The following is a 21,961-nucleotide window of genomic DNA, read 5'->3' on the forward strand; positions in this document are numbered from 1 at the left end:
GGGGGATTTGGGGTTTCTAAAATTAGTGCTGTGTTGCATAACTCTCTCCTGTACTCTTCCTCCCTCTTTTCTCCGCCGTCTCGCTCACTTCACCATTGTAAGCAGCATATTGTAGCAGTTCATTTTCATCTTCACCTCCCGGATCATTCCCTCCTTCGAAGTCGCCCTCACCGTTTCGCCGAATATTCGTTTTCCACTGGAAAACACTCCTTCAGCCTTCCATCTCATCCCATAGTCGATATCCTGTGCCCACTCTCTATATCCCCCCAATCGTACTCGCTCCCGTACGCATTCGGCGCGATAGGGCGATCCGGTGGATCTGGTCGCTGCATCTGTTCGCGTCTTGATTCCCGATAGGATCCCGCGTTTTTCGAGCGTATTGAAGATCTCGTTCCGGTCATAGGCCCCATCTGCAAGAAGACGGCGTATGGTATGCTCCCTGCCACAGTGCTGCTGGACCTGATCCAGGAGGGGAATACACCGTGCATCATCCTGAACCGATTCGTCGGTGACCTCTAGACCAAGGATCTGATTGGTTTCGATGTCGATCATCGCATGGACCTTGATCCATCCGCGCCGGACCCTCCACTTCTCCCGCATCCATTCCCCGCGGTTGGTGACTTTGATCCCGGTGCTATCGACAGCAATGATGACATTGCGTGAGAGGATCGTTGGATCAACCCGAAGGGAGATATCAAGACGCTTGATCCGGCGGAAAAGGGTTGTATAATCTGCTGAAACAAGGGAAGGAATAAAGATAGAGAGTTTCCGGGTAAAACCCTCCATCTGGCGATAGGGCATCTGCAGGAAGACGTGAATGAAAGCCATCCAGGTGATGAAGGGTTCGGGATAGTGAAAAGGACGACCGGGCTTGCCGGTGTTCATCCGGGAAACGAGATCAGTCCAGTGGTCGATGAAATCAAGGGAGAGGTAGAATTCGCCGCGGCGAACCAGACGTTCATTATATCCCAAACACCGCATGATTTAGGGCACATACTCTCCCCTATCCGCTTCTTTTCCAGAACGCCCCCAGCAGGATGGAAAGATCTATATATTATATTCCCTAATATTGTATCATATGGACGAGTGGGCTCGCGGGTGGCTGGAAGACCAACGCCGGAAGGGCGAGAAGTGCCTTGAGATCAAGTACATCCAGGACAAACCCTACGTCTACCGTTCGACAAGCGTCTACGACAAAGCGAGCAAATCCCCCCGGAAGGTGAGCACGTACCTCGGCCGGCTCACGAAAGATCATGGCCTGGTACCCAAAGGTGCGCGAACGCCAACCATCCAGCCCTGCACCATCCACGAATATGGCAACGCTGCCCTGCTGGAAGAAGAGTCCAGTGACCTTCTCCCCATCCTGAAAGACGCCTTCCCGGGCCACTGGCAGGAGATCGTCGCCCTCACCTTCACCCGGATCTCCGGGTACACGCCGCTCTCCCGGGTCAATGATGCCTGGGAGAAACTCAATAACGGCCTTGAGATCGCGCCGTCCTGCGATCCCCGCGCTCTCTCGCGTACGCTCACCGCGATCGGCGGCGATCGTCATGCCCAGCAGCAGGTGTTCCAGTACCTCTCCTCACAATCGAACCGGCTCATCTACGACCTCTCGTTCATCTTCTCTTCCTCCGACACCGTAAACCTGGCAGAGTTCGGCTACAACGCTGAAGGGGTCTGGCTGCCCCAGGTGAACATTGCACTCTTCAGCGCCATGGATACCGGCCTTCCGGTGATGATCCGCGCCCTGCCGGGTTCGGTCAGGGATGTCTCGACTCTCGTTGGATCCCTCGCCGAGATCGCAGCACCAGGAGGCATTCTTGTCCTCGATCGTGGATTCGTCTCGGAGAAGAACGAAACAGCCCTGATCGAGGCGAAGATCCCGTTCGTCCTCCCGCAACGCCGCAATAGCACCAGGTACGAGATCAGGATCCATCTCACCGACCACTTCTTCTACCACAAACGGCTGATCCATGCCGGTAAAAGGGAGATCGACGGACTGACACTCTATCTCTACGAGGATGCCGACCTGAAGGTCGAAGAGGAGAAGACCCTCTACCGCCTGCTGGAGGAGGGAGAGATCGATCGGGAAGCGCTGAACGTGAGGCTGAAGCGTGCGGGCCGGATCCTGATCCTCTCCTCGGTGAAGGCGGAGCCCCAGGAGATCTACCAGATGTATAAGTCGAGAAACCTGGTCGAGGACCATTTTGCTGCGTTCAAGAGTTTGATCCAGGCAGACAAGCTCTACCTCCGGGACGCAACGGCGGTGTTCGGCCATGTCTTTGTCGGGTTTCTCTGTCTCTATCTCTACTGCCGGATCCTGAACCGGATCAAGAGGGCGGGGATGACAGCGCACCTGTCACCGCAGGGGCTGCTGCTGAAACTCTCAAAGGTGTACGCGGTGGGAGCGGGGGAGGAGAGACGGATCACCGAGGTGCCGAAGGGGGTGCGGAAGATCGCGGAGAAACTGGAACTCGATATATTCCCTAATGCTTGAGGAGTTTGGGTTTGAAATACTTTTAAATAGGATGACCCCTCATTCCTCCTCTGTGGGCCCTCTTCTGATCTGAAAAGAGCGGAAGAGAAACCACGGAGAGGTGAATGAGAGATGTCAGAACTGTATAGGAAGATGGTCGACGAGGCGATGGCTGCCCAGCGGGCAGATGTCGGCATGGTGAAGAAGAAGCGGGGGGAGGCTTTCGTCATTGAGGATGCCAGGGCGTATCTCGATGCGGTAAGCCAGATGAAACCTGTCGAAGACCAGTCGAAAGCAGTCTTCTCGCTTCACACCGACTCGGTAAAAGCGCACTTTGAGGTCCTCAAAGGATTGACAGAGACCGTCAGGCCTGAGGACGATCCCTTCGTCGAGCATTACCAGACCCCTGTGGTCCTAGAGATCCTCTATGGCGAGGATCCTGCGTTCAGGAAGAGCGTCGACGCCTTCATCGAGGGGATCGGAAAGGCAGAGGCACTGATTGGACGGGAATCTGCCCGCCGGTATGCCGGATTCTACGGACCGACCTGTGTGGTGGACTTTGCCCTGATCCCTGGCAGCACCAGCAATGTGGTCAACCAGATCTTACAGACCGTCGATATCCCGGTCACCCATAAACAGGCGATCCTTGCTTCAAAGTCGTGGGGGATGAACACCAGTTACGGTATCGGCGAGGTGTTTGCCCAGGAGACCGAGAAAGGCGCTACCCTCGCCGATGCGGTGAAGGCGGAGATCCAGATGCTCAAGGCGGTCTATGACGAACCGGTCGAGACCCAGGCAAAACTGATGGACGCTGCCGGCATGACCTCGTTCGACTGCCGGAAGTACATGGCCGGATACCGGACGAAGATGGAGGGCGCGGTCATGGCGGCGATCGATGATGGCGTCCATTACGCCAACATCGTCACGGTTCCGGCCTACTGCGTCGGCGACATCGCCCATCACATCGCCCAGTCCACGTACAACATGTGCAAGGACGATGTCATCATGGCGACCATCGAGGCCGCAACCGACGTGATGGACCTCAACCTGAGAAACGCCGTCCCGAAATGCAAGAGCGAGTATGATCTCCTCTCGCTCGCCACCGGGGCGTCGGCCTGCGCTGCCGAGTACATCCTCGAACTTGACGGATTCAATGCGATCATGCTCGTCGATCTCCTCACCAAGCGGTGGCACAACTATGTGCAGCTCTACCCGAAACGCGGCGCCGCTGCTGAACTGCACAACTGCGACTTCATGGACATGATCTACCGCGGCTGGAAGTATGTGGACAAGGCCCGCAGGGCGCAGAACGGACAGAGCGGGATGCTCAGGCCGAAGGTCAGCGGTTTCGAGGTGGATCTCTCGCCGATCCACAATAATGACGTCCTGATGAACCCGCAACGCTACGCGTACCCGGCGTGTGCGATCACCGTGCGCGCCTCTTCGTTGCTCCGTCTTGCAGACTATCCGTGTCTCCTCACGAGCGAACCGGTCACGGCGACGCTCATGACGAACATCATCGCCCTGCACAAGGAGGTCGCCGCTGCGCCGGCCAGGATCTGCAAGGACTGCGCCTCCGCGGCCCTGATGGACTTCAGGCACTGCTACTGCCAGTGGAAGGAAGCGGTCTGAACTGGCAGAGGTGATCTGGATGAAGTGCTATGTCTGTGCAAAGGAAGGGCGCTCATCTGATGCAGTTGCGGTCTGCATCGTATGCGGGATGGGCCTCTGCGAACACCATGCGATGCGCGAGGAGCTGGATATGTGGGAAGGGGGTTACCCCTTCCCGGCCCGGCGGGTGAAGGCGAAGATCCCCAGGATCCTCTGTCCTGAGTGCTATCATGCTCTCAAGGGAGGATGATCCAGATGGCCAACCTGCTGAAGCGCTGTATAGCCGAACTTGCCGGGACCGCGCTTCTCGTGTACTTCGGTGCTGGAGCCGCGGCTATCACCCTGATGATCGCGCGGGGGACCGATACCGGAACGCCGTTCAATATCGGCATCGGCGCACTGGGGGGACTGGGGGACTGGTTTGCCATCGGTATGGCCTTCACCATCGTGATCGCCGCGGTGATCTACTCGATGGGGAGGGTCTCGGGCGCGCACATCAACCCTGCCGTGACCCTCGCCCTCTGGGCCACAAAACGTTTCCCGGCCGGTGATACCGGGGCATACATCGTTGCCCAGCTGATCGGCGCTGCTGTGGGGAGTTTTCTCTTTGCCGCCAGTGCCGGCCTGGATGCGGTCACGATCGGCGGGCTCGGCGCCACCGCCCCGTTCCCCGGGATCAGCTACGGTCAGGCGATCCTGGCTGAGGCGATCGGCACCTTTGTGCTGGTGCTCGTCATCATGGGGATTGCTGTGGACAAAAAGGCCCCGCCGGGGTTTGCCGGGCTGATCATCGGATTGACGGTGGGCGGGGTGATCACCACCATCGGGAATATTACGGGCTCGTCGCTCAACCCGGCACGCACCTTCGGCCCGTACCTCGCAGATGCTCTCCTGGGTGGGCCTGACCTCTGGGTATATTTTCCGATCTATATCATCGGCCCGATCGTCGGTGCGGTCATTGCGGCGTTCTTCTATGATTATCTCGCAGGCCGGGAGGACTCTTCTGAATAAACAGGGTGAGATTCTGGCCTCTGAATCATATCTTTTTTCATCTGAATGCGGTTCGCAGAAAAGATCCGGCCACCCCAAAACCATAATTTCAAATATTTTTGAATCACTGTACGTATGATGACAACCATCGAAGAGATCAGGTCCGCCGGGATCGCGATGAAGGATATCCTGGGCCTCCGCGGCTCCCCGGTCGGGGTCAGGCTGCTGAAAACCGACGCTCCCGTGCCGGGTGCGGTCAGGGCAGAGGGCAACCGCTACTGCCAGGCACTGATGCGGGCGCGGCACGGCGAGCACGTCGTCGTCACCGGCGAGACGATCGCCTGTCCGGCGGCGGCACGCGCCTTCGGGTTCAAACCTCTCCCCGAACCGCTCAGGACCGGCAAAGGGTTGGTCGGGTTCGGGATCACCGCCGAAGAGGCGGTCGGGGCGAAGATGTTCGAGGGCATGACGGTCCTTGAGATGGGATCGGTCGGGCAGATCGATCTCTTCCCGCTCGACCTGGCCGAAGAGATCCCTGATCTCGTGGTGGTCGAGGACGAGACTGAGAAACTGATGTGGATCGCCCTCTCGTACATGCACGCCCACGGCGGCGAGCGCGTCCGCGGTTCGACGGCGGTGCTCCAGGCGACCTGTGTGGATTCGACGATCATCCCGTATGTCGAGCGGCGCCTCAACTACGGGCTTGGCTGCTACGGCTGCCGGGACGCCACCGATATGGCGGCGGGAGAGGCGGTTCTCGGCTTCCCGGCCGAAGAGCTGCCGGCGATCGTTGCGCACCTCAAACACCTTGGAGGCCGGGCGCTCCCCCACTCCCGCGGCAAACACGCCTATGCGGCGCTTGCAAAAGAGCGGAAGAGCGCGCCGGGCTCCTGCTCTGAACTCTAAAAGAAGGATCTGGTCAGATGAAACGACGCGTGCTCTTTGTCTGCACCCACAACGCCGCCCGGTCGCAGATGGCCGAGGGCTACATGAACGCCCGCTACGGCGACCGCTATGAGGCGTACTCCGCCGGGACCGAGACCGGGGGGCTGAACCCCTACGCGGTCCGCGCGATGGCGGAGATCGGGATCGACATCTCAGGGCAGCACTCGAAGCATATCTCCACCTTTGCAGGAGAGGAGATGGACGTGCTGGTCGCTGTCTGCGAGGGCGGCACCTGCCCGCTCTTTCCCTGGGCGAAGGAAACGGTCCACCGGAGTTTCCCCGACCCCTCACGTCTTACCGGCACCGACGGGGAGATCATGGACGGCGTGCGCCGGATCCGGGACGAGATCGTCGCCTGGATCGACGAAACCTTTGGAGTGGCGTAGATGGCGTTCACCATCGTCGCCTGCTCGGGGATCTCGAGCACCGGAAAACTGACCGCGCAGGCCGGGGCGGTGCTCGTGCACCGCTGCGGCGGCGAGATCGAGGCCTGCGTCCGTGCGCGGGCGGCGGCGCTGGAGGGCGCTGTCAGGCACGCCGACCGCATCCTGGTGCTGGACGGGTGCGAGGACTGCTGCGGGATGAAGAAGGTGCGGGCGCTTTCGGTCGAGCCCGACCTGCACGTCGTCGCCACCGCCTGCGGGATCAAAAAGCGGGGGATGGACGATCCGCAGTACGCCGAGATCGAGTGCCTTGCCGCCGCCGTGCGGGCGGCGATGGGGGGGTGCAGGAAATGAACCACGCGAAAGACCATCTGTTTCTCGAAGAACAGGGCGCCGCCGTGCCAGTGCGCTCGCCCATACTCAGGGAGAAGGGATGATGAAACCACGAACCCTTATGAAGAATTATCGGATTACAGCCGTCCCCCTGCTCCTTGTCATCGTATCGCTGGCGGTGCTCACCGCTGGATGTCTGGGAGAGGAAGAGGGGGCGGCGAATGGTCAGTCGACCGAGATCGCCTATACCGGATCGAATGTCGAGCACGTCGAACTCTTCCATTTCTACGGCTCAAACAGGTGTACGTCCTGCATCATCCTCGGCGACCTCGCCGAGATGACGGTGAACACCTATTATGCAGAGGAACTCGAATCAGGGCGGCTTGTCTTCAGCCACATCGATGTTGGAGTGCCGGAGAACCGTGAAATCGTCGAGCGATACGGTCCGACGGGCTCGTCGCTCTGGATCGGGATCTATGACGAGAATGGTTTCCATGCCGAAGAACTGATCGCACCCTGGTACCTGATCGGGTCGCAGACCCGGTTCATGGGCTATCTGAAGGCCGTCATCGACCAGCAACTCGGGCAATAAGGATCGTCATGGACGTTATGGGATTTATGCAGGCGATGGGGATGAGCGGCATCCCCATCATCGCCGCCTTTTTTATCGGGCTGATGATGGCGATGAGCCCGTGCCCGCTCGCAACCAACATCACCGCCATTGCCTATGTCTCCCGCCGGATCGATACCGGTCGCCGCACCCTTCTGGTCGGGGTGCTCTACGGTGCCGGGAGAACGGTCGCGTACGTGGCCATCGCAGCGGCGATCGTCTATGCGGGCCTGAATGTGCAGGCCGTCTCCTTCTTTCTCCAGGACTACGGGGAGATGCTCATCGGGCCGCTGCTCCTCCTCCTTGGCGTCCTGATGCTCGATCTCGTCGAGATCAACCTTCCAGGAGGCGGGAGGTGGCTCACCTCCCTTATGGAGTGGTTTTCCGAGAAAGGAGTTGCAGGGAGTTTTGTTCTCGGCGTTCTGTTCGCACTCAGTTTCTGCCCGTTCAGCGCCGTGCTCTTCTTCGGCATGCTCATTCCCCTCGCCCTGAACACCGGCGACGCCATCCTCGTGCCGGCGGTCTTTGGCGTTGCAACGGCCCTGCCGGTCATTCTGGTCTCTCTGCTGCTCGTCCGCGGGGTGGGGCAGGCGGCGCGGCTGATGCAGCGGGCGCAGGAGGTTGATCTCTGGGTGAAGAGATGCGTCGCCGTGGTGTTCATCGCGATCGGCCTCTACTCCCTCGGAAACGTGTGGTTGTGGTGAGGCTGCGGGGTGCCGTGTGGGCACCTTCGTAGAGATGAAAAGAGTTCAAGATTTTCTGAACAATCTTTATCTCATCTCCCGCCATCACTCCCTCTGGTGATACCCATGGACGGATATGCCGGAAAGATAGTTTATGCAGATCTCGGCAGGGGCACAGTCGAGATACGCCCGACCCCTGACGACCTGAAGCGCCAGTACCTCGGCGGAAGGGGGTTTGGCGCCCGCATCGTCGCGGATCGGGTGGATCCCACCACCGATCCGCTCTCACCCGCGAACGTCTTTGTCCTCGCCTCGGGTCCGCTCACCGGGACGGGCATCCCCCTCGGGAGCCGCTACGAGGTGAGCGCGAAGTCGCCCCTGAACGGCACCCTCGCCTCCGCGAACAGCGGCGGGACCTTCGGCTGGAAGATCAAGAAGGCCGGGTTCGACGCGGCGGTTATTTCTGGACGGTCAGAAAAGCCGGTCTATCTCTTCCTCAATGAAGGGTCGGCCGAACTCCGCGACGCCTCGCCCTACTGGGGCAGGGACGTCTATGAGACGACCGAAGCCCTCATCGCCGATATCGGCGACCCGAAGGCGAAGGTGGCGTGCATCGGCCCGGCCGGCGAGAAGCAGAGCCTTATTGCCTGTATCATGAACGACGACGACCGGGCGGCCGGACGGAACGGGTTCGGGGCGGTGATGGGGAGCAAGAACCTCAAGGCGATCGTTGCTACCGGCAACCTCCCGATCGGGGTGGCCGATCAGGAGCGCCTCAACGCCGTGAAAGAGCGGATCCGCGAGAAGATCCAGAAGAACGGGATCTGCGAGGCATTGACGAAGTACGGCACCTCGGTGCTCGTCAACATCGTCAACGAGAACGGGATCCTCCCGACGCGCAACTTCCAGAGCGGCCATTTTGCAGGTGCCGAGAACATTTCGGGCGAGAAAATCGCGGAGACGATCCTGAAGAAGAACACCGGGTGCTATGCCTGCATCGTCCGGTGCAGCCGCGTCTGCGAGGTCGACGGCGAGGTGCACGAGGGGCCGGAGTACGAGCCGGTCTGGGCGTTCGGCGCCGATATCGGCAACGAAGATATCAAACTGGTGACGAAGGCGGCATGGGAGGGTAGTGTTTCAGATCTTCTGTAATTCGTCTGAGCCCTGTCTCCTTGTTTGATCATTCCCCCTCCATCGTCAAATATCTTCTGCCGGTCACCCACTCCTCATTGATGTCCATCAGGATGGATCCTGCCAGCCTGAGGAGTGACTCTTCATTGGGAAAGGCCCCTACAACTTTGGTTCTCCGTTTCAGTTCCTTGTTGACTCTTTCCATCATGTTCGTCGTTCGGATCCGCTTTGCGTGCTCTTTCGGGAACGCCGTGTAACTCATAAGTCCCGGGATGAATCTCTCGATCGTATTGGCCGCTTTCCGATATCCTCGTTCGTTCAGATCGTCTGCAAGCTCCTGCAGTCTCTCCTCGTCCCCATATGCCTCCTTCAAGGACTCAGCAACTTCTTTCTGATGTTTCCGTGGAATATTCTTTAAAACCGCCCGGGTGCAATGGACCGAGCACATCTGCCACGATGCGCCGAGGAAGGTGGCTTCCGCCGCCTTCTGGATCCCGGCATGACCATCTGAGACAACCATCTTGACACCCACCAATCCTCGTTCTTTGAGGTCTTCGAACAATCCCGACCAGAACATCTCATTCTCGCAATCAGTGATTCTGGCTCCCAGGATTTCGCGGTAGCCATCCATTCGAACACCGGCGATCACCAGAAGAGCTTTGGTGATGTAGCGTGGTCCCTCTCTGACTTTGTAGTACGAAGCATCCACAAAGAGATAGGGAATCTCCTGTTCAATCGGCCTCTGAAGGAATGCATGGACCTGTTCATCGAGGTCCTTTGCTATCCTGGATACTGAAGCAGGAGAGAGTTGTTCGATGCCAAAATGAGCAACAATCTCCTGGATCCGGCGGGTTGAGACTCCCTGAAGGTAGGATTCAAAGATAGCATTCTCAAGAGCCTTCTCAACCCGGGAATAGCGTCCAAATACCTGTGTTTCGAAGGGAAATTCTCGGAACTGCGGTTTCTGGAGGATCGTTTCTCCATATCGGGTTTTCAGAGATCGCTTCTTGTAGCCGTTTCGGTGAGCCTTCCGCGCATCGGTTCGTTCATACTGCTCGGCTCCCGCCTGGTGGAGGGCTTCGAGCAGCATCACCTGGTTGAGGAACCAGGTGATGAGGGTCTTCATGCCATTCTCATTATCGGAAAGATAATCTTCGATTAACGCTAAGGGATCCATGGCCCTGTTTCTCCTTTCTGCAAATCTAGGTTGGATTCAGGGCCAAATTATTTTTACAGAAGATTCGTTACACTATCTGGGAGTGCAACCGCCTCGGGCTCGATGCGATCGGGACGCCGGGGGCGATCGCCTGCGCGATGGAGATGCGCGAGAAGGGTTTCATCGACGAGGGGCCGCAGTTTGGCGAGGTGGATGGTCTCCTCGATCTTGTCCGGCAGATCGGCTACCGCGAAGGATTCGGCGCCGAACTCGCCGACGGGTCCTACCGTTTTGCTGAACGGCACGGCCACCCCGAACTCTCGATGAGCGTCAAGAAGCAGGACCTGCCGGCCTATGACCCGCGGGGGCTGCAGGGACACGGCCTGTCATACGCCACCTCGGTCAGGGGGGGCGACCATGTCTATGGCTATATGATCGCGCCCGAAGTGCTCGGCTCTCCCGAGAAGCTCGACCCCTATGTCAGCGAGGGGAAGGCCGGATGGGTGAAGATTTTCCAGGACCTCACGGCGGCGATCGACGCCTCCGGGATGTGCCTCTTCACCTCGTTCGCACTCGATGCAAAGGATTATGCCGACCTGGTGGCGGCGACGACCGGGATGGCGATGGACGCCGACGCCCTGCTCAGGACAGGCGAGCGGATCTGGAACCTCCAGAAACTCTTCAACATCGGGGCGGGCTATACGAGGGCGGACGATACGCTCCCGGAGCGTCTGCTCACCGAGCCCCTGCAGGACCTCTCTCCGAAAGGCCGGGTCTGGGAGCCCGGTCGCCTGCTCGATGAGTACTATGCGCTGCGCGGCTGGGACGCGGAGGGCGTGCCGACGCCGGAGAAGGTAAAGGAACTCGGGCTCACGTGAGGTGTAGCGATACGTCCCGGGCCCGGGCGGGGAGATGATCTGATGCAGGTGACGGTAAAGGCGTTTGCAACCTTTCGGCGATGGATGGAGCCGCAGGCAACGGTCGTGATCGAGGAAGGCGCCACCGTCGCCGACCTGCTGACGGTGCTCACCGGACGGCATCCCGGGTTTGCCGGGGATATCTTCTCGGCGCCGGGCGTGCTGAAGGAGTATGTCAATATCCTGCTCAACGGGAGAAATGTCTATTTCCTGCAGGGCCTCTCAACCCCGCTCCACGAGGGCGATCTCGTCGCTCTCTTCCCGCCGGCGGGCGGGGGGTGAGGGGGGCGCCGTCATCCCCGACCGGCGCTGTCCAGGAAGTTCCCGATGATCCGGCGGGAGAGGCGCTCCAGTTCGTCGCGCCACCCGCCGGCATACCCGGTCACCGCCTGCGGCGGCAGGCCGACCCGTCGCAGGTCGGTCTCGTAGACCGCCACCCATTCTTCGAGCATCCCGACGGTGACCTCGGGGTGGAACTGGAGGGCCCAGGCGTTCTTGAACCTGAAGGCCTGGTTTTTGCAGGAGCGCGAGGTCGCCAGGAGGTCGGCGCCCTTCGGGACGGCGAAGGTGTCGAAGTGCCATTCGATCGTCGGGAAGGTCCGCGGCACGCCGTCGAAGAGGGCGTCCTTCGTCCCCTCGCGCGTCAGGGTGAGGGGGAAGAGCCCGATCTCAGGGGCCGGGTTTCGCATAACCAGGCCGCCGAGCGCCTTCGCCAGGAGTTGCCCGCCCAGGCAGAAGCCGAGGTAGTGCCCGCCGCCCTGGACGAAGGTGCGGATCGCCGCATCGAGGTCGGCGAGGTGGGGGTAGCGCTCTTCTTGATAGACGTTCATCGGCCCGCCGAGGACGATCATGAGGTCCGCGTCTTCCGGGACGGGATCGCCGCGGTCCATCCGTGCGACCGTTGCGGAGATCCCCCGCTCTTCGAGGATCTCCTCGAGGAGGGGGCCCGGACCCTCGCAGGCGATGTGCTGGATCAGTGCTGCGTGCATGGTTCACCGTGTTTTCGTGTGTTGTCCTGGAACGATCCTGCCTGAAGGCAAAAAAGATCCCCGGGATGAGGGAGGACCATGGAATTGATGGAGATGGGTGCTCCCGGGGAGAGGTGGGGCGTGCGAGGTGTAATGCCGGGGGAGGAGGTTTAGAGGGCGCTGTCGCCCTCCTCCCCGGTCCGTACCCTGATCGCCCGTTCCACCGGGATGACGAAGATCTTGCCGTCGCCGATCTGCCCGGTCCGTGCGGCCTCGGCCAGGGTCACGATCACGATGTCGACCTTGCTGTCCTCCACCACCAGTTCGATCTTGGTCTTGGGGATGAGGTCGACGATATACTCGGCGCCCCTCCACTGCTGTTTGATCCCCTTCTGCTGGCCCCGGCCCTTGACCTCGGTGACGGTCATGGAGACCATCCCGATGCCTTCAAGGGCCACCTTTACATTCTCAAACTTTGTCGTCCTGATGATCGCTTCGATCTTCTTCATTTACTCAGCCTCCATTGCGGGCTCGGTGGCCACAAAGTTCGGGTATGCGGACATGCCGTGCTCGCCGAGGTCGAGGCCCTGCTGCTCTTCGGCCGCGGAGACCCTGATCCCGAGGGTCATCTTCAGGATGCCGAAGACGAGCAGGCCCATGCCGAACGCCCACGCGAAGTTCACCACGGTGGATATCACCTGTGCGGTGAAGAAGTCTGCCCCGCCGAAGAGCAGGCCGGCAACACCGCCGTAGGTGCCGTCCGCGAAGATCCCGAGGGCGATCAGGCCCCATGCGCCGTTGATGCCGTGGACCGAGATCGCACCCACCGGGTCGTCGATGTGCAGTTTCCAGTCGAGGAACCAGACCCCCAGGACGACCAGGATGCCGCCGACGATACCGATCAGCACCGCCGAGGGGGGGTTCACCCAGGCGCACCCGGCCGTGATGGCGACCAGGCCCGCGATCGCGGCGTTGCCCGCCATCGAGACGTCGGGTTTGCCGTGCCATGCCCAGGTGAAGGCCATCGCCGTGACCATCGCCGCCGCCGCCGCAAGGGTGGTGTTCGCAGCGATGACCGAGATCCGCAGGTCGTTGCCCACCAGGGTCGAGCCGCAGTTGAACCCGTACCACCCGAACCAGAGGATGAAGACACCCAGGATGCCCAGGGTGACCGAGTGACCGGGGATTGCACGGGGTGTGCCGTCCTTTGCGTACTTCCCGATGCGGGGGCCGAGCAGGAGTGCACCTGCGAGGGCGACCCAGCCGCCGAGGGCGTGGACGACGCCCGAGCCCGCGAAGTCGAGGGCGCCGAGGCCAGAGAGCCAGCCGCCGCCCCAGATCCAGTGGCCGTAGAGCGGGTAGATGAGTGCCGTGATCGCCACGCTTGCCAGGATGTAGGTCGAGAACTTGCACCGCTCCGCGACCGCACCCGAGACGATCGTGGCGGCCGTGGCGGCGAAGACCATCTGGAAGAACCATGACTCGATGGTGGTCACGTCGTAGGCGTCGCCGATCAGGAAGAAGCCCGACCATCCCATCAGCCAGTCCATGCCCTGCATCGTGCCGTACATGATGGCGAAACCGACCACCCAGTAGGAGAGGGCGCCGATGGAGAAGTCCATCATGTTCTTCATCATGATGTTGGCAGCGTTCTTGGCCCTCGTAAAGCCGGTCTCGACCATCGAGAACCCGGCCTGCATGAACATGACGAGGAAGCCACAGATCAGTACCCAGATAAAGTCAAGGGCCGCTCCGGGGTTCTCTGCGATCGTCTCTTCCCCGAGGGGTCAGCCGCCGCCACCGGGGCGGCGATAAGAAGCATCACGCAGAGCGCCGCAAGCGCCCAGATAATATGCTGCCGTTTCATCAGTCTTCACCTGCTCCTGTCTGCGAGGAGTTGGAAAGATGTTTCCTTCTTACATTTATAAATATGTTCATTCTCCTTTGCCTCAGACATGAGGTAGGGCGGATGCAAACTATATAAAAGATCCCGGGGGATCGAGGCGGGGGATGAATCTCACGCTCTAGACGCGAAGGGCACGAAGAACGCGAAAAACTTTAGGTGCAGAGACTCTGCTGCCCTGGGGCTGCACCCCTGGATCCTGCATATGATTGCCCCGGACATACGGGGACGTGCGGGCAGCAGGCCCGCCGGCAGAGGCTGCCTGATTTCCTATCCCCTCACGCGAAGCCGCGAAGGGCGCGAAAAACTGAACGTCGCAAACCCCTCCCCCGGCAGAGGCGCACCAGATTTTTCCTCTCCGCAGCGATCGGCCCGGAGAAGTGGTCCAATGCATGCACAGCAGGATCTCCCGCTGGAAAAAAGTGTGGGGGGGCAGACCTCAGTCCTGCCGGCCCCGTGCCCTCTTCTTCTTCGCGAGGAACTCGACCTTCGAGAGGTCGGCCTCGCCGCCCGCCTGGAGGAGGCCCGCCGCAAGGGCGCCCTCGACAAACCCTCTCCCGGTCGGCGTCCGGACGAGCAGCGTCGTATAGCCCTGCGGGCTCCCGACCGCCCCGGCCGAGATGTCGGCTGCGACCGCTGCGAAGTCGGTGCAGTGGTGGCACCCGGACGGGATGCAGGCTTCGAGGTCCTTGAGCGGGATATCGACGGCGCGGCCGTCCGTCGTCGTCACTTCGAGTTTGCCCTTCACGTCCAGGCGGGAGACCTCCCAGGGCTCGATCCCCAGTTCGCCCCTGATCTTCCCCTCCATCAGTTTGCCGTAGTCGAAGGACTCCGTGCAGAAGAGCCCGACCAGGAGGCGCACCGCCCGCCCGTACGGGGCGAGGAGGTCGAAGTCGCTCGCCCGCATCCGTGCGACCGCCTCTGCGGCGCAGGGCACGGCGACGACGGCGACCCGCCGGTACTTTCTGACCACGACGGCCTCCTTCAGGGCGGCGAGCATCGGCACCCACCAGTTGTACCGGCTTCCGGCCTGGGCGATGAGCGCCTCGCGTCGTGTGATCACCGTCGAAGCGGGTTTCTTCGTCCAGTGGTCCTCAGAAACCGTGACCACGGCGTCGATGAGCCCGGCATCGAGGGCGTGGGCCAGGATCGCCGTCACGGCCCCCCCGCTCTGTTTGCCCGGAACGGCGAAGGTCGCCCGTGCGGTGATCGCCTCCAGGTACTCGCACAGGAGGGGGGATGATACCTCGCCGCCCTCAACGCGTGGGCAGGCGCGGTAGCAGGCGCCGCACCTGACGCCGTCGTTCTCCATCTTGCAGTAGCCCGAGGACGTCGGGTGGTCCGGCGACCCCGGCGAAAAGGAGAGAGCGTCAGCCGGGCAGACTGCAACGCACGCTCCGCAGCGGGCGCAGAGCCCGGTGTCCCAGACCTCGGATTTCAGATCCCTGTAACTTTTTTCTGCCATCTCCACTCACTCCCAGGTGTATTTTCCGGCAAATGGCCTGGCGCTCGCCGGGCCGATCCGGGTGTAGTCCGCCCCGAGCAGCGGGGCGGCCTCGACCCCGAAGTGCCGGCAGAACTCCTCGATCAGGGGCCGGATCTGCGCCCGGTGCTCCTCGTCGAAGGGGAGCACCTTCGCCCCGATCGCGAGGCAATCTTCATCGATCTCGCCCCTGATGTAGATCTCGCCGCCGTGGATCCCGCTTGCGATCCCGCGTTCGACGAACGGCCCCGTCTCGCCCTGGCGGAGGACGAGCACGATCCCGCCGGCCATGTACTCGCCGAGGTACGAACGGGCGCTCCCCCCGACGACGAGGCACGGGCGCTTCTCCTCATACTCCTTCATGTGGATCCCGCCGCGGTAGCCGATGTCGTCCCTGACAAAGACCTTCCCGCCGCGCATCGAGTGGGCGACGGCATCTCCCGCGCTCCCGTGGACGATGATCGTCCCGCCGTCCATCGTGTTGCCCGGCGCATGGTCGGCGTTGCCGTGGACGACGAGCGTCGGGCCGCGCATGAGCATCCCGAGGTCGCCGCCGGGAACGCCGTTGACCGTGATCGTGACCTCGCCGACCAGTCCGTCGGCGATGAAGCGCTGGCCCAGGACGTGGTCGATGACGATCTCCTTCTCGCCGTCCCTGACCGCCGCCCTGATCTGTTTGTTCAGCGGCGTGTAGTGCAGGTCTGCTGCATCGATATGCACGACCATCTTCACGCCCCCACCGGTTTGACGTCGAGCACCTTCAGCAGCCCCTCGTCGAGCATGTAGCCCCGCAGACGGTCGCGGTTGCCCCGCAGGCTCTCGATCGCATTGATCCCCGCGGCCCCCATCAGTTCTGAGACCTCCATCGTCCAGGCATGGATCAGGTTTGCGACGTGCTCGGCCTGGACTTCGGGGTTGAGGCGGGCGACGAGGTCAGGGCGCTGGGTGGCGATCCCCCACGGGCAGAGGCCGCGGTAGCAGTTGCCGCAGACCCGGCAGCCCATGGCGACGAGCGCCGCCGTCCCGATATAGACGGCGTCGGCACCCAGGGCGATCGCCTTCGTCACGTCGGCGGCGTTCGTGATCCCGCCGCTCGCAATCACCGAGATCTCGTTCCTGACGCCCTGGCTGCGGAGTTTCTGGTCGACGGCCGAGACCGCCGCCTCGATCGGGATGCCCACGTGGTCGCGGAAGACCTTCGGGGCGGCGCCGGTGCCGCCGCGGAAACCGTCGACGACGACGGCGTCGGCGCTCGACCGGGCGATGCCTGCGGCGATGGCGGCGACGTTATGGACGGCGGCGATCTTCACGAAGACCGGTTTTTTCCACTCGGTCGCCTCCTTGAGGGAGCGGACGAGCTGGGCGAGGTCCTCGATCGAGTAGATGTCGTGGTGCGGCGCCGGGCTGATCGCATCGCTCCCGAGCGGGATCATCCGCGTGCAGGATACGTCGGCGCAGACCTTCTCGCCCGGGAGGTGGCCGCCGATGCCGGGCTTTGCCCCCTGACCGATCTTGATCTCGATGGCGGCGCCGCGGTTTAAGTAGTCCACGTCCACGCCGAAACGGCCCGAGGCGACCTGGACGATCATGTTGTCCTGGTACGGGAAGATCGCCGGGTGCATCCCGCCCTCGCCGGTCCCCAGGAAGGTGCCGGCCTCGTGGGCGCCCTTTGCGAGGGCGAGCTGGGCGTTGAGGGAGATCGCCCCGTAACTCATGTGCCCGATCATGATCGGGGTGTCGAGTTTGAGGTTCGGGGAGAGTTCGGTCTGGAGTTCGACCTCTCCGCCTTCTCCCCGTTTGAATGACAGCCTGGACGGTTTCTTCCCGATATAGGTCCGCAGCTCCATCGGCTCGCGCAGGGGATCGATGGAGGGGTTGGTGACCTGGCAGGCGTCCAGGAGGAGGCGGTCGAAGATCGGCGGCAGGGGGCTGGCATTGCCCATGCCGGCCAGGATGATCTTGCCGGTCTTTGCCTGGTTGTAGATCGACTCCCTGGCGTCCCGCGTCCAGACAGGGTGAGTGCGGTAGTCGCAGGGGTGCTCGGTGAGGGTGATCGCATCGCGCGGGCACATCGCAATGCAGCGGTGACAGGCCGTGCAGGTGCGCGAGTCGACGACGATCCGGTCTCCTTCCCATCTGAACGTTCCGTACGGGCAGTTCTCGACGCACCGGCCGCACTCCATGCAGCGGTCGCGGTCGATCGAGATCCGGTACCGAAGAGGCACGCTCCCGATCGCCATCAGTATACCCTCCCGATGACCGGTTCGCCGGCGCGAGGCATCCAGACGCGGTCGAGTTCGGGCTCCATGCGCCTGATCGCCGCCTCTTCAGAGGAGATGTAGAGGCGGTCGCCCTTCTCGGCGGCGATGAGGGGCCGGAGTTTGATCCGGTCGGTGAACCCGACGATCCCGTCGTGGTTGGCGACCACGATGGCGAACGGCCCGTTCATCATCGCTGAGCCGTAGGTGAGCCTGATCGCCCGGTTCAGCGTCGCCTCCTTCTCCGGCATCACGTCGATCTCGTCCCAGAACGGCGGCGCAAGCGCCCGGACGGTCATTTCCTTGTCGAGACCGTGCCTCCGGGCGAGCAGGTCCACCAGGTAGGCGACGACCTCGGTGTCGGTGAACATCGTGCACTTGTAGCCGAAGCTCTCGATGTATCGCCGGTTTGTGCCGTAACTGGTGATCTCGCCGTTGTGGATCACGCTCCAGTCCAGGAGGTTGAAGGGGTGAGCGCCGCCCCACCAGCCCTTCGTGTTCGTCGGGTAGCGGTTGTGGGCGAGCCAGATATAGCCCTCGTAGTCCTGGATCCGGTAGAAATCGGCGACGTCCTCTGGCCATCCTGCCGCCTTGAAGACACCGATGTTCTTGCCGGACGAGTAGATCAGCGCACCCGGCACGGTGGTGTTCACCTTCATCACCAGGTAGGTGACGATGTCCTCTTCAGGGGAGGAGGTCCCGCTCATCAGTGCAGCATCGGGTTTGAAGAAATACCGCCACGGTGTGTGGATCTTCTTCAGGTTCGGCTGCTCATAGGTCGGGATCTCCTCGTCATGCACGACCGTCCCCCAGGTCCGGAGGAGCGCCTCGACTACGCTCTTGGTCTCGACAATATTGTCAAAAAATATGTGGAGTGCATAGCAGTCCGCATACTCGGGGTAGATGCCGTAGGCCGCGTAGCCGGCCCCTTCGCCGCTGCCGCGTTCGTCCATCAAGGATAACGCACGTTTGATCTTTGAGCCGTCCATCAGGTTGCCGGCCCGATCGACGACACTGATAATTCCACACATAGTATTTCCACCGCTCCCTGATCTCAGGAATAGGATACGGTCTTACCCAATAAGATGTAACCAGTAATGATATATACTATTGGGTGGAAACATGTTTCCGTTATGTCAGCCGACGCGGTTGCAGCAATGCTGGAAAGAATCAAGGCGGACAACGTAAAGTTCATTCGCCTGCAGTTCTCAGACCTGACCGGTCACCCGAAGAACGTCGCCATCCCGCACATCCAGGCCGAGAAGGCCCTGACCGACGGGATCGGATTCGACGGCTCGTCCATCGAGGGATTCGCCAGGATCGAAGAATCGGACATGGTCCTCAAGCCCGACATCTCCACCTACACGCTCCTGCCCTGGAGGAAGGGGGACGCCAAGGTCGCACGGTTCATCTGTGATGTCTACCTGCCCAACGGCAAGCCCTTAGAGGGCGACCCCCGCTTCGCCCTGAAGAAGGTCGTTGCCGAGGCCGCATCGATGGGCTACACCTTCAACACTGGCCCTGAACTCGAGTTCTTCCTCTTCAAGATGTGCGACGGAAAGCCGACCACCCAGTACCAGGACGTCGGCGGTTACTTCGACCTTGCTCCGACCGACCTTGCCGAGGACGTCCGCCGGGACATCGTCCTCGCCCTGATCGAGATGGGCTTTGAGATCGAGGCCTCCCACCACGAGGTGGCCGAGAGTCAGCACGAGATCGACTTCAAGTACGGCTCGGCCCTCCAGACCGCCGACAATGTCGTCACCTTCAAGTTCGCCACGAAGACGATCGCCCTCCTCAACGGGCTCCACGCCTCGTTCATGGCGAAACCGGTCTACGGGATCAACGGCAGCGGCATGCACACGAACTGCTCCCTCTTCAAGGACGGAAAGAACGCCTTCTACGACCCGGACGCGCCCCTCCAGCTCTCGGAGACCGCCCTGTTCTTCATCGGCGGCGTCTTGAAGCACATCCGTGCGATCACCCGGGTCGCAAACCCGACGATCAACTCGTACAAGCGTCTCGTCCCCGGCTATGAGGCCCCGGTCTACATATCCTGGAGCGCTTCGAACAGGACGGCCCTCTGCCGTGTGCCGGCGCCCCGCGGCAACAGCACCCGTGTCGAGATCCGCAGCCCTGACCCGACCTGCAACCCGTACCTCACCTTCGCCGCCGTCCTTGCGGCCGGTCTGGACGGCGTGAAGAACCGGATCACTCCGCCCCCGAGCGCCGACCGGAACATCTTCAAACTCAACGCCGCGGAGCGCAAGGCGGCTGGAATCGACACCCTGCCGGGCAGCCTCTACGAATCGAACGCCGCTCTCATGGAGGACGAGCTCATCTGCAACGCCCTCGGCCCTCACATCATCGAGAACCTCAACACGATCGCCGAGATGGAGTGGGACGCCTTCAGGACGATGGTCCACCCCTGGGAACTTGACCAGTACCTTTCCAAGTACTAAATTTTTTTCTAACCGCGCCTTTAAAACCCGGTGAAGGATCTTTCCTTCCCTTTTTTGGACTGATGCATATGGTAAACACTTCATGCCCGTCACCGATCTGCCGCACGGGGGGTGCGGACCATAGCGATCGAGGCGGGCGACACGGCATTCGTGTTCATCAGCACCGCCCTGGTGATGCTGATGACGCCGGCCGTCGGGCTCTTCTACGGCGGCCTTGTCAGGCGTAAGAATATCATCTCGATGATCGCCCTCTCCTTCATTGCCTTCTCCCTCGTCTTCGGCACCGATATCGGCGGGGTGATCGGCGGCCTCGACCACCTCGGCCTCGCCGGGGTCGGCATGGGCGGTGAGGGGATCCCGCACCTGCTCTTCATGGCGTTCCAGCTCACCTTCGCCGGGGTGACCCTTGCGATCGTCACCTCGGGCGCGGCCGAGCGGGTGAAGATCAGCTCCTTCATCGTTTTCGGGCTGCTCTGGACGACCCTGGTCTACGACCCGATCGCCCACTGGGCCCGGGGCGGCGGATGGGCGCAGACGATGGGCGTGCTCGATCTCGCCGGCGGGATGGCCGTCGAGATCTGCTCGGGGTTTGCGGCGCTCGCCCTCTGCCTGGTGATCGGGCGGCGGGTCGGGTTCGGCACCTATACGATGGAGCCGCACAACATCCCGATGAGCCTTATCGGCGGCGCCCTGCTCTGGTTCGGCTGGTTCGGTTTCAACGCAGGGAGCGTGCTCTCCGCGAACGGTGCGGCGGCGAACGCCCTGGTCACCACCAATGCGGCGGCCGCCGCCGGGGCGCTCGCCTGGCTCTTTGCCTCCTGGTATCGGGGCAGGCCGAGCTCGCTCGGGATGATCTCGGGTGCGATCGGCGGCCTCGTCGCTATCACGCCGGCCGCAAGCTTCGTCGACCCGATGGGGGCCCTCGCCATCGGAGCCGGCGCCGGTCTCCTCTGCTATGGGGCGATGCTCCTGCGCATCAAATGTGGCCTCGACGAGAGCCTTGACGCCTGGGCCGTCCACGGTGTCGGTGGGCTCTGGGGGACGGTGGCCACGGGCGTCTTCGCGGTGGCGGCGGTCGGCGGGACGGCGGGACGGCGGGTCTCCTCGCCGGGAACTCCGGGCAGTTCCTCGTTCAGGTCGTCTGCGCCCTTGCCGCCATGGCCTATGCCTTCGGCATGACCTATCTCCTTGCAAAGGGGGTGGACCGGGTGATGGGGCTGCGGGTGAGCGAGGAGGAGGAGTACGTGGGGCTGGACATTGCCCAGCACGGGGAGTCGCTCCAGATGTGATTGAGAAATAATTAAATGCGGTGGAAGTCCACTTCCTTCCTGATAACGATGGTGACAACGATGCACCCGGAAGGGTATGTGTTCTACCGGGGTGCGGGTAACCGGTCTGCCGGAGATCCCGGCAGCCTCTCCGCTGCGCCCCGGGGTGACGACGCCGAATACGTCGGCCTCACCACAATCGCCGTCGCCAAACGGTTCTGGCAGGATGCCAGCCGTGCAGCGGCGATATCGGCAGGGCTCGAGGCGGTTGAGGGCAGCACCCCGGAGAGCCGCGCCCTGGCCGCGGTGGCTGAGGGGTTCTGGCAGGGCTCGATGGTCGAGGACGCGGCGACCGATGGCGCCGTCTGCCACGGGGTGATCTGA

23 protein-coding genes and 2 pseudogenes are annotated in these 21,961 nt (G+C 61.9%); 15 read left to right on the plus strand and 10 right to left on the minus strand.

The features are described 5' to 3' along the window. Nucleotides 1-84: 84 nt before the first annotated feature. Nucleotides 85-962: pseudogene (locus tag HWN36_RS08400) on the minus strand (IS5 family transposase). A 116-nt stretch (nucleotides 963-1,078) separates the two neighbouring features. Here HWN36_RS08400 and HWN36_RS08405 point away from each other — a divergent pair. The 10 genes from HWN36_RS08405 to HWN36_RS08450 all read left to right on the plus strand — a co-directional run bounded on the left by HWN36_RS08405 (nucleotide 1,079) and on the right by HWN36_RS08450 (nucleotide 9,183). After that, nucleotides 1,079-2,497, plus strand: coding sequence for a transposase (locus HWN36_RS08405; protein ID WP_176788724.1), 1,419 nt, complete (start codon nucleotides 1,079-1,081; stop codon nucleotides 2,495-2,497). 111 nt (nucleotides 2,498-2,608) lie between these two features. Continuing rightward, nucleotides 2,609-4,108 carry a DUF2193 domain-containing protein gene (locus tag HWN36_RS08410; protein WP_176788929.1) on the plus strand — a complete coding sequence of 500 codons (1,500 nt, stop codon included), beginning with the start codon at nucleotides 2,609-2,611 and terminating at the stop codon, nucleotides 4,106-4,108. A 19-nt stretch (nucleotides 4,109-4,127) separates the two neighbouring features. After that, complete coding sequence (locus tag HWN36_RS08415) at nucleotides 4,128-4,337, plus strand: DUF2180 family protein (RefSeq protein WP_176788930.1); 210 nt, start codon at nucleotides 4,128-4,130, stop codon at nucleotides 4,335-4,337. A gap of 5 nt (nucleotides 4,338-4,342) precedes the next feature. Further along, nucleotides 4,343-5,098 carry an MIP/aquaporin family protein gene (locus HWN36_RS08420; RefSeq protein ID WP_176788931.1) on the plus strand — a complete coding sequence of 252 codons (756 nt, stop codon included), beginning with the start codon at nucleotides 4,343-4,345 and terminating at the stop codon, nucleotides 5,096-5,098. 114 nt (nucleotides 5,099-5,212) lie between these two features. Continuing rightward, on the plus strand, nucleotides 5,213-5,983 hold the full coding sequence (locus HWN36_RS08425; RefSeq protein ID WP_246269885.1) for a DUF169 domain-containing protein: 771 nt from the start codon (nucleotides 5,213-5,215) through the stop codon (nucleotides 5,981-5,983). A 17-nt stretch (nucleotides 5,984-6,000) separates the two neighbouring features. After that, nucleotides 6,001-6,408 (plus strand): arsenate reductase ArsC, encoded by a 408-nt coding sequence (locus HWN36_RS08430; RefSeq protein ID WP_176788933.1) that lies wholly within the window; start codon nucleotides 6,001-6,003, stop codon nucleotides 6,406-6,408. Then, complete coding sequence (locus HWN36_RS08435) at nucleotides 6,409-6,759, plus strand: putative zinc-binding protein (RefSeq protein WP_176788934.1); 351 nt, start codon at nucleotides 6,409-6,411, stop codon at nucleotides 6,757-6,759. An 82-nt stretch (nucleotides 6,760-6,841) separates the two neighbouring features. Beyond that, nucleotides 6,842-7,330 (plus strand): nitrophenyl compound nitroreductase subunit ArsF family protein, encoded by a 489-nt coding sequence (locus HWN36_RS08440; RefSeq protein ID WP_176788935.1) that lies wholly within the window; start codon nucleotides 6,842-6,844, stop codon nucleotides 7,328-7,330. Between the two features lie 8 nt (nucleotides 7,331-7,338). Then, nucleotides 7,339-8,052, plus strand: a complete 714-nt coding sequence (locus tag HWN36_RS08445) for an aromatic aminobenezylarsenical efflux permease ArsG family transporter (protein ID WP_176788936.1) — start codon at nucleotides 7,339-7,341, stop codon at nucleotides 8,050-8,052. A gap of 105 nt (nucleotides 8,053-8,157) precedes the next feature. Continuing rightward, nucleotides 8,158-9,183 carry an aldehyde ferredoxin oxidoreductase family protein gene (locus HWN36_RS08450; protein WP_246269986.1) on the plus strand — a complete coding sequence of 342 codons (1,026 nt, stop codon included), beginning with the start codon at nucleotides 8,158-8,160 and terminating at the stop codon, nucleotides 9,181-9,183. A 28-nt stretch (nucleotides 9,184-9,211) separates the two neighbouring features. Here HWN36_RS08450 and HWN36_RS08455 read toward each other — a convergent pair whose 3' ends face one another. Beyond that, nucleotides 9,212-10,339 carry an IS256 family transposase gene (locus HWN36_RS08455; RefSeq protein ID WP_176787296.1) on the minus strand — a complete coding sequence of 376 codons (1,128 nt, stop codon included), beginning with the start codon at nucleotides 10,337-10,339 and terminating at the stop codon, nucleotides 9,212-9,214. 62 nt (nucleotides 10,340-10,401) lie between these two features. Here HWN36_RS08455 and HWN36_RS08460 point away from each other — a divergent pair, with 62 nt between their 5' ends. After that, nucleotides 10,402-11,196 (plus strand): aldehyde ferredoxin oxidoreductase C-terminal domain-containing protein, encoded by a 795-nt coding sequence (locus HWN36_RS08460; protein WP_343044991.1) that lies wholly within the window; start codon nucleotides 10,402-10,404, stop codon nucleotides 11,194-11,196. A gap of 42 nt (nucleotides 11,197-11,238) precedes the next feature. Next, entirely contained in the window at nucleotides 11,239-11,517 is a 279-nt protein-coding gene (locus HWN36_RS08465; RefSeq protein WP_176788937.1) for a ubiquitin-like small modifier protein 1, read from the plus strand. An 11-nt stretch (nucleotides 11,518-11,528) separates the two neighbouring features. Here the strand turns inward: HWN36_RS08465 and HWN36_RS08470 are convergent, their stop codons facing one another. The 8 genes from HWN36_RS08470 to HWN36_RS08500 form a co-directional block, all read right to left on the minus strand. Continuing rightward, on the minus strand, nucleotides 11,529-12,224 hold the full coding sequence (locus HWN36_RS08470; RefSeq protein WP_176788938.1) for a type 1 glutamine amidotransferase: 696 nt from the start codon (nucleotides 12,222-12,224) through the stop codon (nucleotides 11,529-11,531). 149 nt (nucleotides 12,225-12,373) lie between these two features. Then, the gene (locus tag HWN36_RS08475) at nucleotides 12,374-12,712 is read right to left on the minus strand and encodes a P-II family nitrogen regulator (protein WP_176788939.1); all 339 of its coding nucleotides are present in this window, start codon (nucleotides 12,710-12,712) and stop codon (nucleotides 12,374-12,376) included. After that, nucleotides 12,713-13,909 (minus strand): ammonium transporter, encoded by a 1,197-nt coding sequence (locus HWN36_RS08480; RefSeq protein ID WP_246269886.1) that lies wholly within the window; start codon nucleotides 13,907-13,909, stop codon nucleotides 12,713-12,715. A gap of 17 nt (nucleotides 13,910-13,926) precedes the next feature. Then, entirely contained in the window at nucleotides 13,927-14,070 is a 144-nt protein-coding gene (locus HWN36_RS12050) for a hypothetical protein (RefSeq protein WP_246269887.1), read from the minus strand. Nucleotides 14,071-14,545: 475 nt separating this feature from the next. Continuing rightward, complete coding sequence (locus tag HWN36_RS08485) at nucleotides 14,546-15,571, minus strand: Coenzyme F420 hydrogenase/dehydrogenase, beta subunit C-terminal domain (RefSeq protein WP_176788940.1); 1,026 nt, start codon at nucleotides 15,569-15,571, stop codon at nucleotides 14,546-14,548. A gap of 6 nt (nucleotides 15,572-15,577) precedes the next feature. Further along, on the minus strand, nucleotides 15,578-16,315 hold the full coding sequence (locus HWN36_RS08490; RefSeq protein WP_176789608.1) for a GltB/FmdC/FwdC-like GXGXG domain-containing protein: 738 nt from the start codon (nucleotides 16,313-16,315) through the stop codon (nucleotides 15,578-15,580). A 2-nt stretch (nucleotides 16,316-16,317) separates the two neighbouring features. Beyond that, complete coding sequence (locus tag HWN36_RS08495) at nucleotides 16,318-17,829, minus strand: glutamate synthase-related protein (RefSeq protein WP_176788941.1); 1,512 nt, start codon at nucleotides 17,827-17,829, stop codon at nucleotides 16,318-16,320. After that, nucleotides 17,829-18,878: a class II glutamine amidotransferase gene (locus tag HWN36_RS08500; protein WP_176788942.1), complete on the minus strand. Its 1,050-nt coding sequence runs from the start codon at nucleotides 18,876-18,878 to the stop codon at nucleotides 17,829-17,831. Before HWN36_RS08500 ends, HWN36_RS08495 begins: the two co-directional genes overlap by 1 nt. A 102-nt stretch (nucleotides 18,879-18,980) precedes the next feature. On the opposite strand from HWN36_RS08500, the gene glnA reads away from it, so the two are divergent. From glnA to HWN36_RS08515, 3 genes and pseudogenes are all read left to right on the plus strand, one after another. After that, the gene (gene glnA, locus HWN36_RS08505; protein WP_176788943.1) at nucleotides 18,981-20,309 is read left to right on the plus strand and encodes a type I glutamate--ammonia ligase; all 1,329 of its coding nucleotides are present in this window, start codon (nucleotides 18,981-18,983) and stop codon (nucleotides 20,307-20,309) included. A 120-nt stretch (nucleotides 20,310-20,429) separates the two neighbouring features. Further along, nucleotides 20,430-21,598 (plus strand): annotated as a pseudogene (locus tag HWN36_RS08510) (ammonium transporter). Nucleotides 21,599-21,613: 15 nt separating this feature from the next. Continuing rightward, nucleotides 21,614-21,961: a hypothetical protein gene (locus HWN36_RS08515; protein WP_176788944.1), complete on the plus strand. Its 348-nt coding sequence runs from the start codon at nucleotides 21,614-21,616 to the stop codon at nucleotides 21,959-21,961.

It is taken from the genome of Methanofollis tationis, from assembly GCF_013377755.1.
GTDB lineage: Archaea > Halobacteriota > Methanomicrobia > Methanomicrobiales > Methanofollaceae > Methanofollis > Methanofollis tationis.

Coding starts and splice junctions, on each gene's coding strand:
- HWN36_RS08425 (WP_246269885.1), top strand. CDS start 5,213: ATGATGACAACCATCGAAGAGATCAGGTCCGCCGGGATCGCGATGAAG.
- HWN36_RS08430 (WP_176788933.1), top strand. CDS start 6,001: ATGAAACGACGCGTGCTCTTTGTCTGCACCCACAACGCCGCCCGGTCG.
- HWN36_RS08470 (WP_176788938.1), bottom strand. CDS start 12,224: ATGCACGCAGCACTGATCCAGCACATCGCCTGCGAGGGTCCGGGCCCC.
- HWN36_RS08415 (WP_176788930.1), top strand. CDS start 4,128: ATGAAGTGCTATGTCTGTGCAAAGGAAGGGCGCTCATCTGATGCAGTT.
- HWN36_RS08475 (WP_176788939.1), bottom strand. CDS start 12,712: ATGAAGAAGATCGAAGCGATCATCAGGACGACAAAGTTTGAGAATGTA.
- HWN36_RS08485 (WP_176788940.1), bottom strand. CDS start 15,571: ATGGCAGAAAAAAGTTACAGGGATCTGAAATCCGAGGTCTGGGACACC.
- HWN36_RS08450 (WP_246269986.1), top strand. CDS start 8,158: ATGGACGGATATGCCGGAAAGATAGTTTATGCAGATCTCGGCAGGGGC.
- HWN36_RS08480 (WP_246269886.1), bottom strand. CDS start 13,909: ATGTTCATGCAGGCCGGGTTCTCGATGGTCGAGACCGGCTTTACGAGG.
- HWN36_RS08440 (WP_176788935.1), top strand. CDS start 6,842: ATGAAACCACGAACCCTTATGAAGAATTATCGGATTACAGCCGTCCCC.
- HWN36_RS08490 (WP_176789608.1), bottom strand. CDS start 16,315: ATGGTCGTGCATATCGATGCAGCAGACCTGCACTACACGCCGCTGAAC.
- HWN36_RS08435 (WP_176788934.1), top strand. CDS start 6,409: ATGGCGTTCACCATCGTCGCCTGCTCGGGGATCTCGAGCACCGGAAAA.
- HWN36_RS12050 (WP_246269887.1), bottom strand. CDS start 14,070: ATGAAACGGCAGCATATTATCTGGGCGCTTGCGGCGCTCTGCGTGATG.
- HWN36_RS08445 (WP_176788936.1), top strand. CDS start 7,339: ATGGACGTTATGGGATTTATGCAGGCGATGGGGATGAGCGGCATCCCC.
- HWN36_RS08495 (WP_176788941.1), bottom strand. CDS start 17,829: ATGGCGATCGGGAGCGTGCCTCTTCGGTACCGGATCTCGATCGACCGC.
- glnA (WP_176788943.1), top strand. CDS start 18,981: ATGTCAGCCGACGCGGTTGCAGCAATGCTGGAAAGAATCAAGGCGGAC.
- HWN36_RS08465 (WP_176788937.1), top strand. CDS start 11,239: ATGCAGGTGACGGTAAAGGCGTTTGCAACCTTTCGGCGATGGATGGAG.
- HWN36_RS08410 (WP_176788929.1), top strand. CDS start 2,609: ATGTCAGAACTGTATAGGAAGATGGTCGACGAGGCGATGGCTGCCCAG.
- HWN36_RS08455 (WP_176787296.1), bottom strand. CDS start 10,339: ATGGATCCCTTAGCGTTAATCGAAGATTATCTTTCCGATAATGAGAAT.
- HWN36_RS08420 (WP_176788931.1), top strand. CDS start 4,343: ATGGCCAACCTGCTGAAGCGCTGTATAGCCGAACTTGCCGGGACCGCG.
- HWN36_RS08500 (WP_176788942.1), bottom strand. CDS start 18,878: ATGTGTGGAATTATCAGTGTCGTCGATCGGGCCGGCAACCTGATGGAC.
- HWN36_RS08515 (WP_176788944.1), top strand. CDS start 21,614: ATGCGGTGGAAGTCCACTTCCTTCCTGATAACGATGGTGACAACGATG.
- HWN36_RS08405 (WP_176788724.1), top strand. CDS start 1,079: ATGGACGAGTGGGCTCGCGGGTGGCTGGAAGACCAACGCCGGAAGGGC.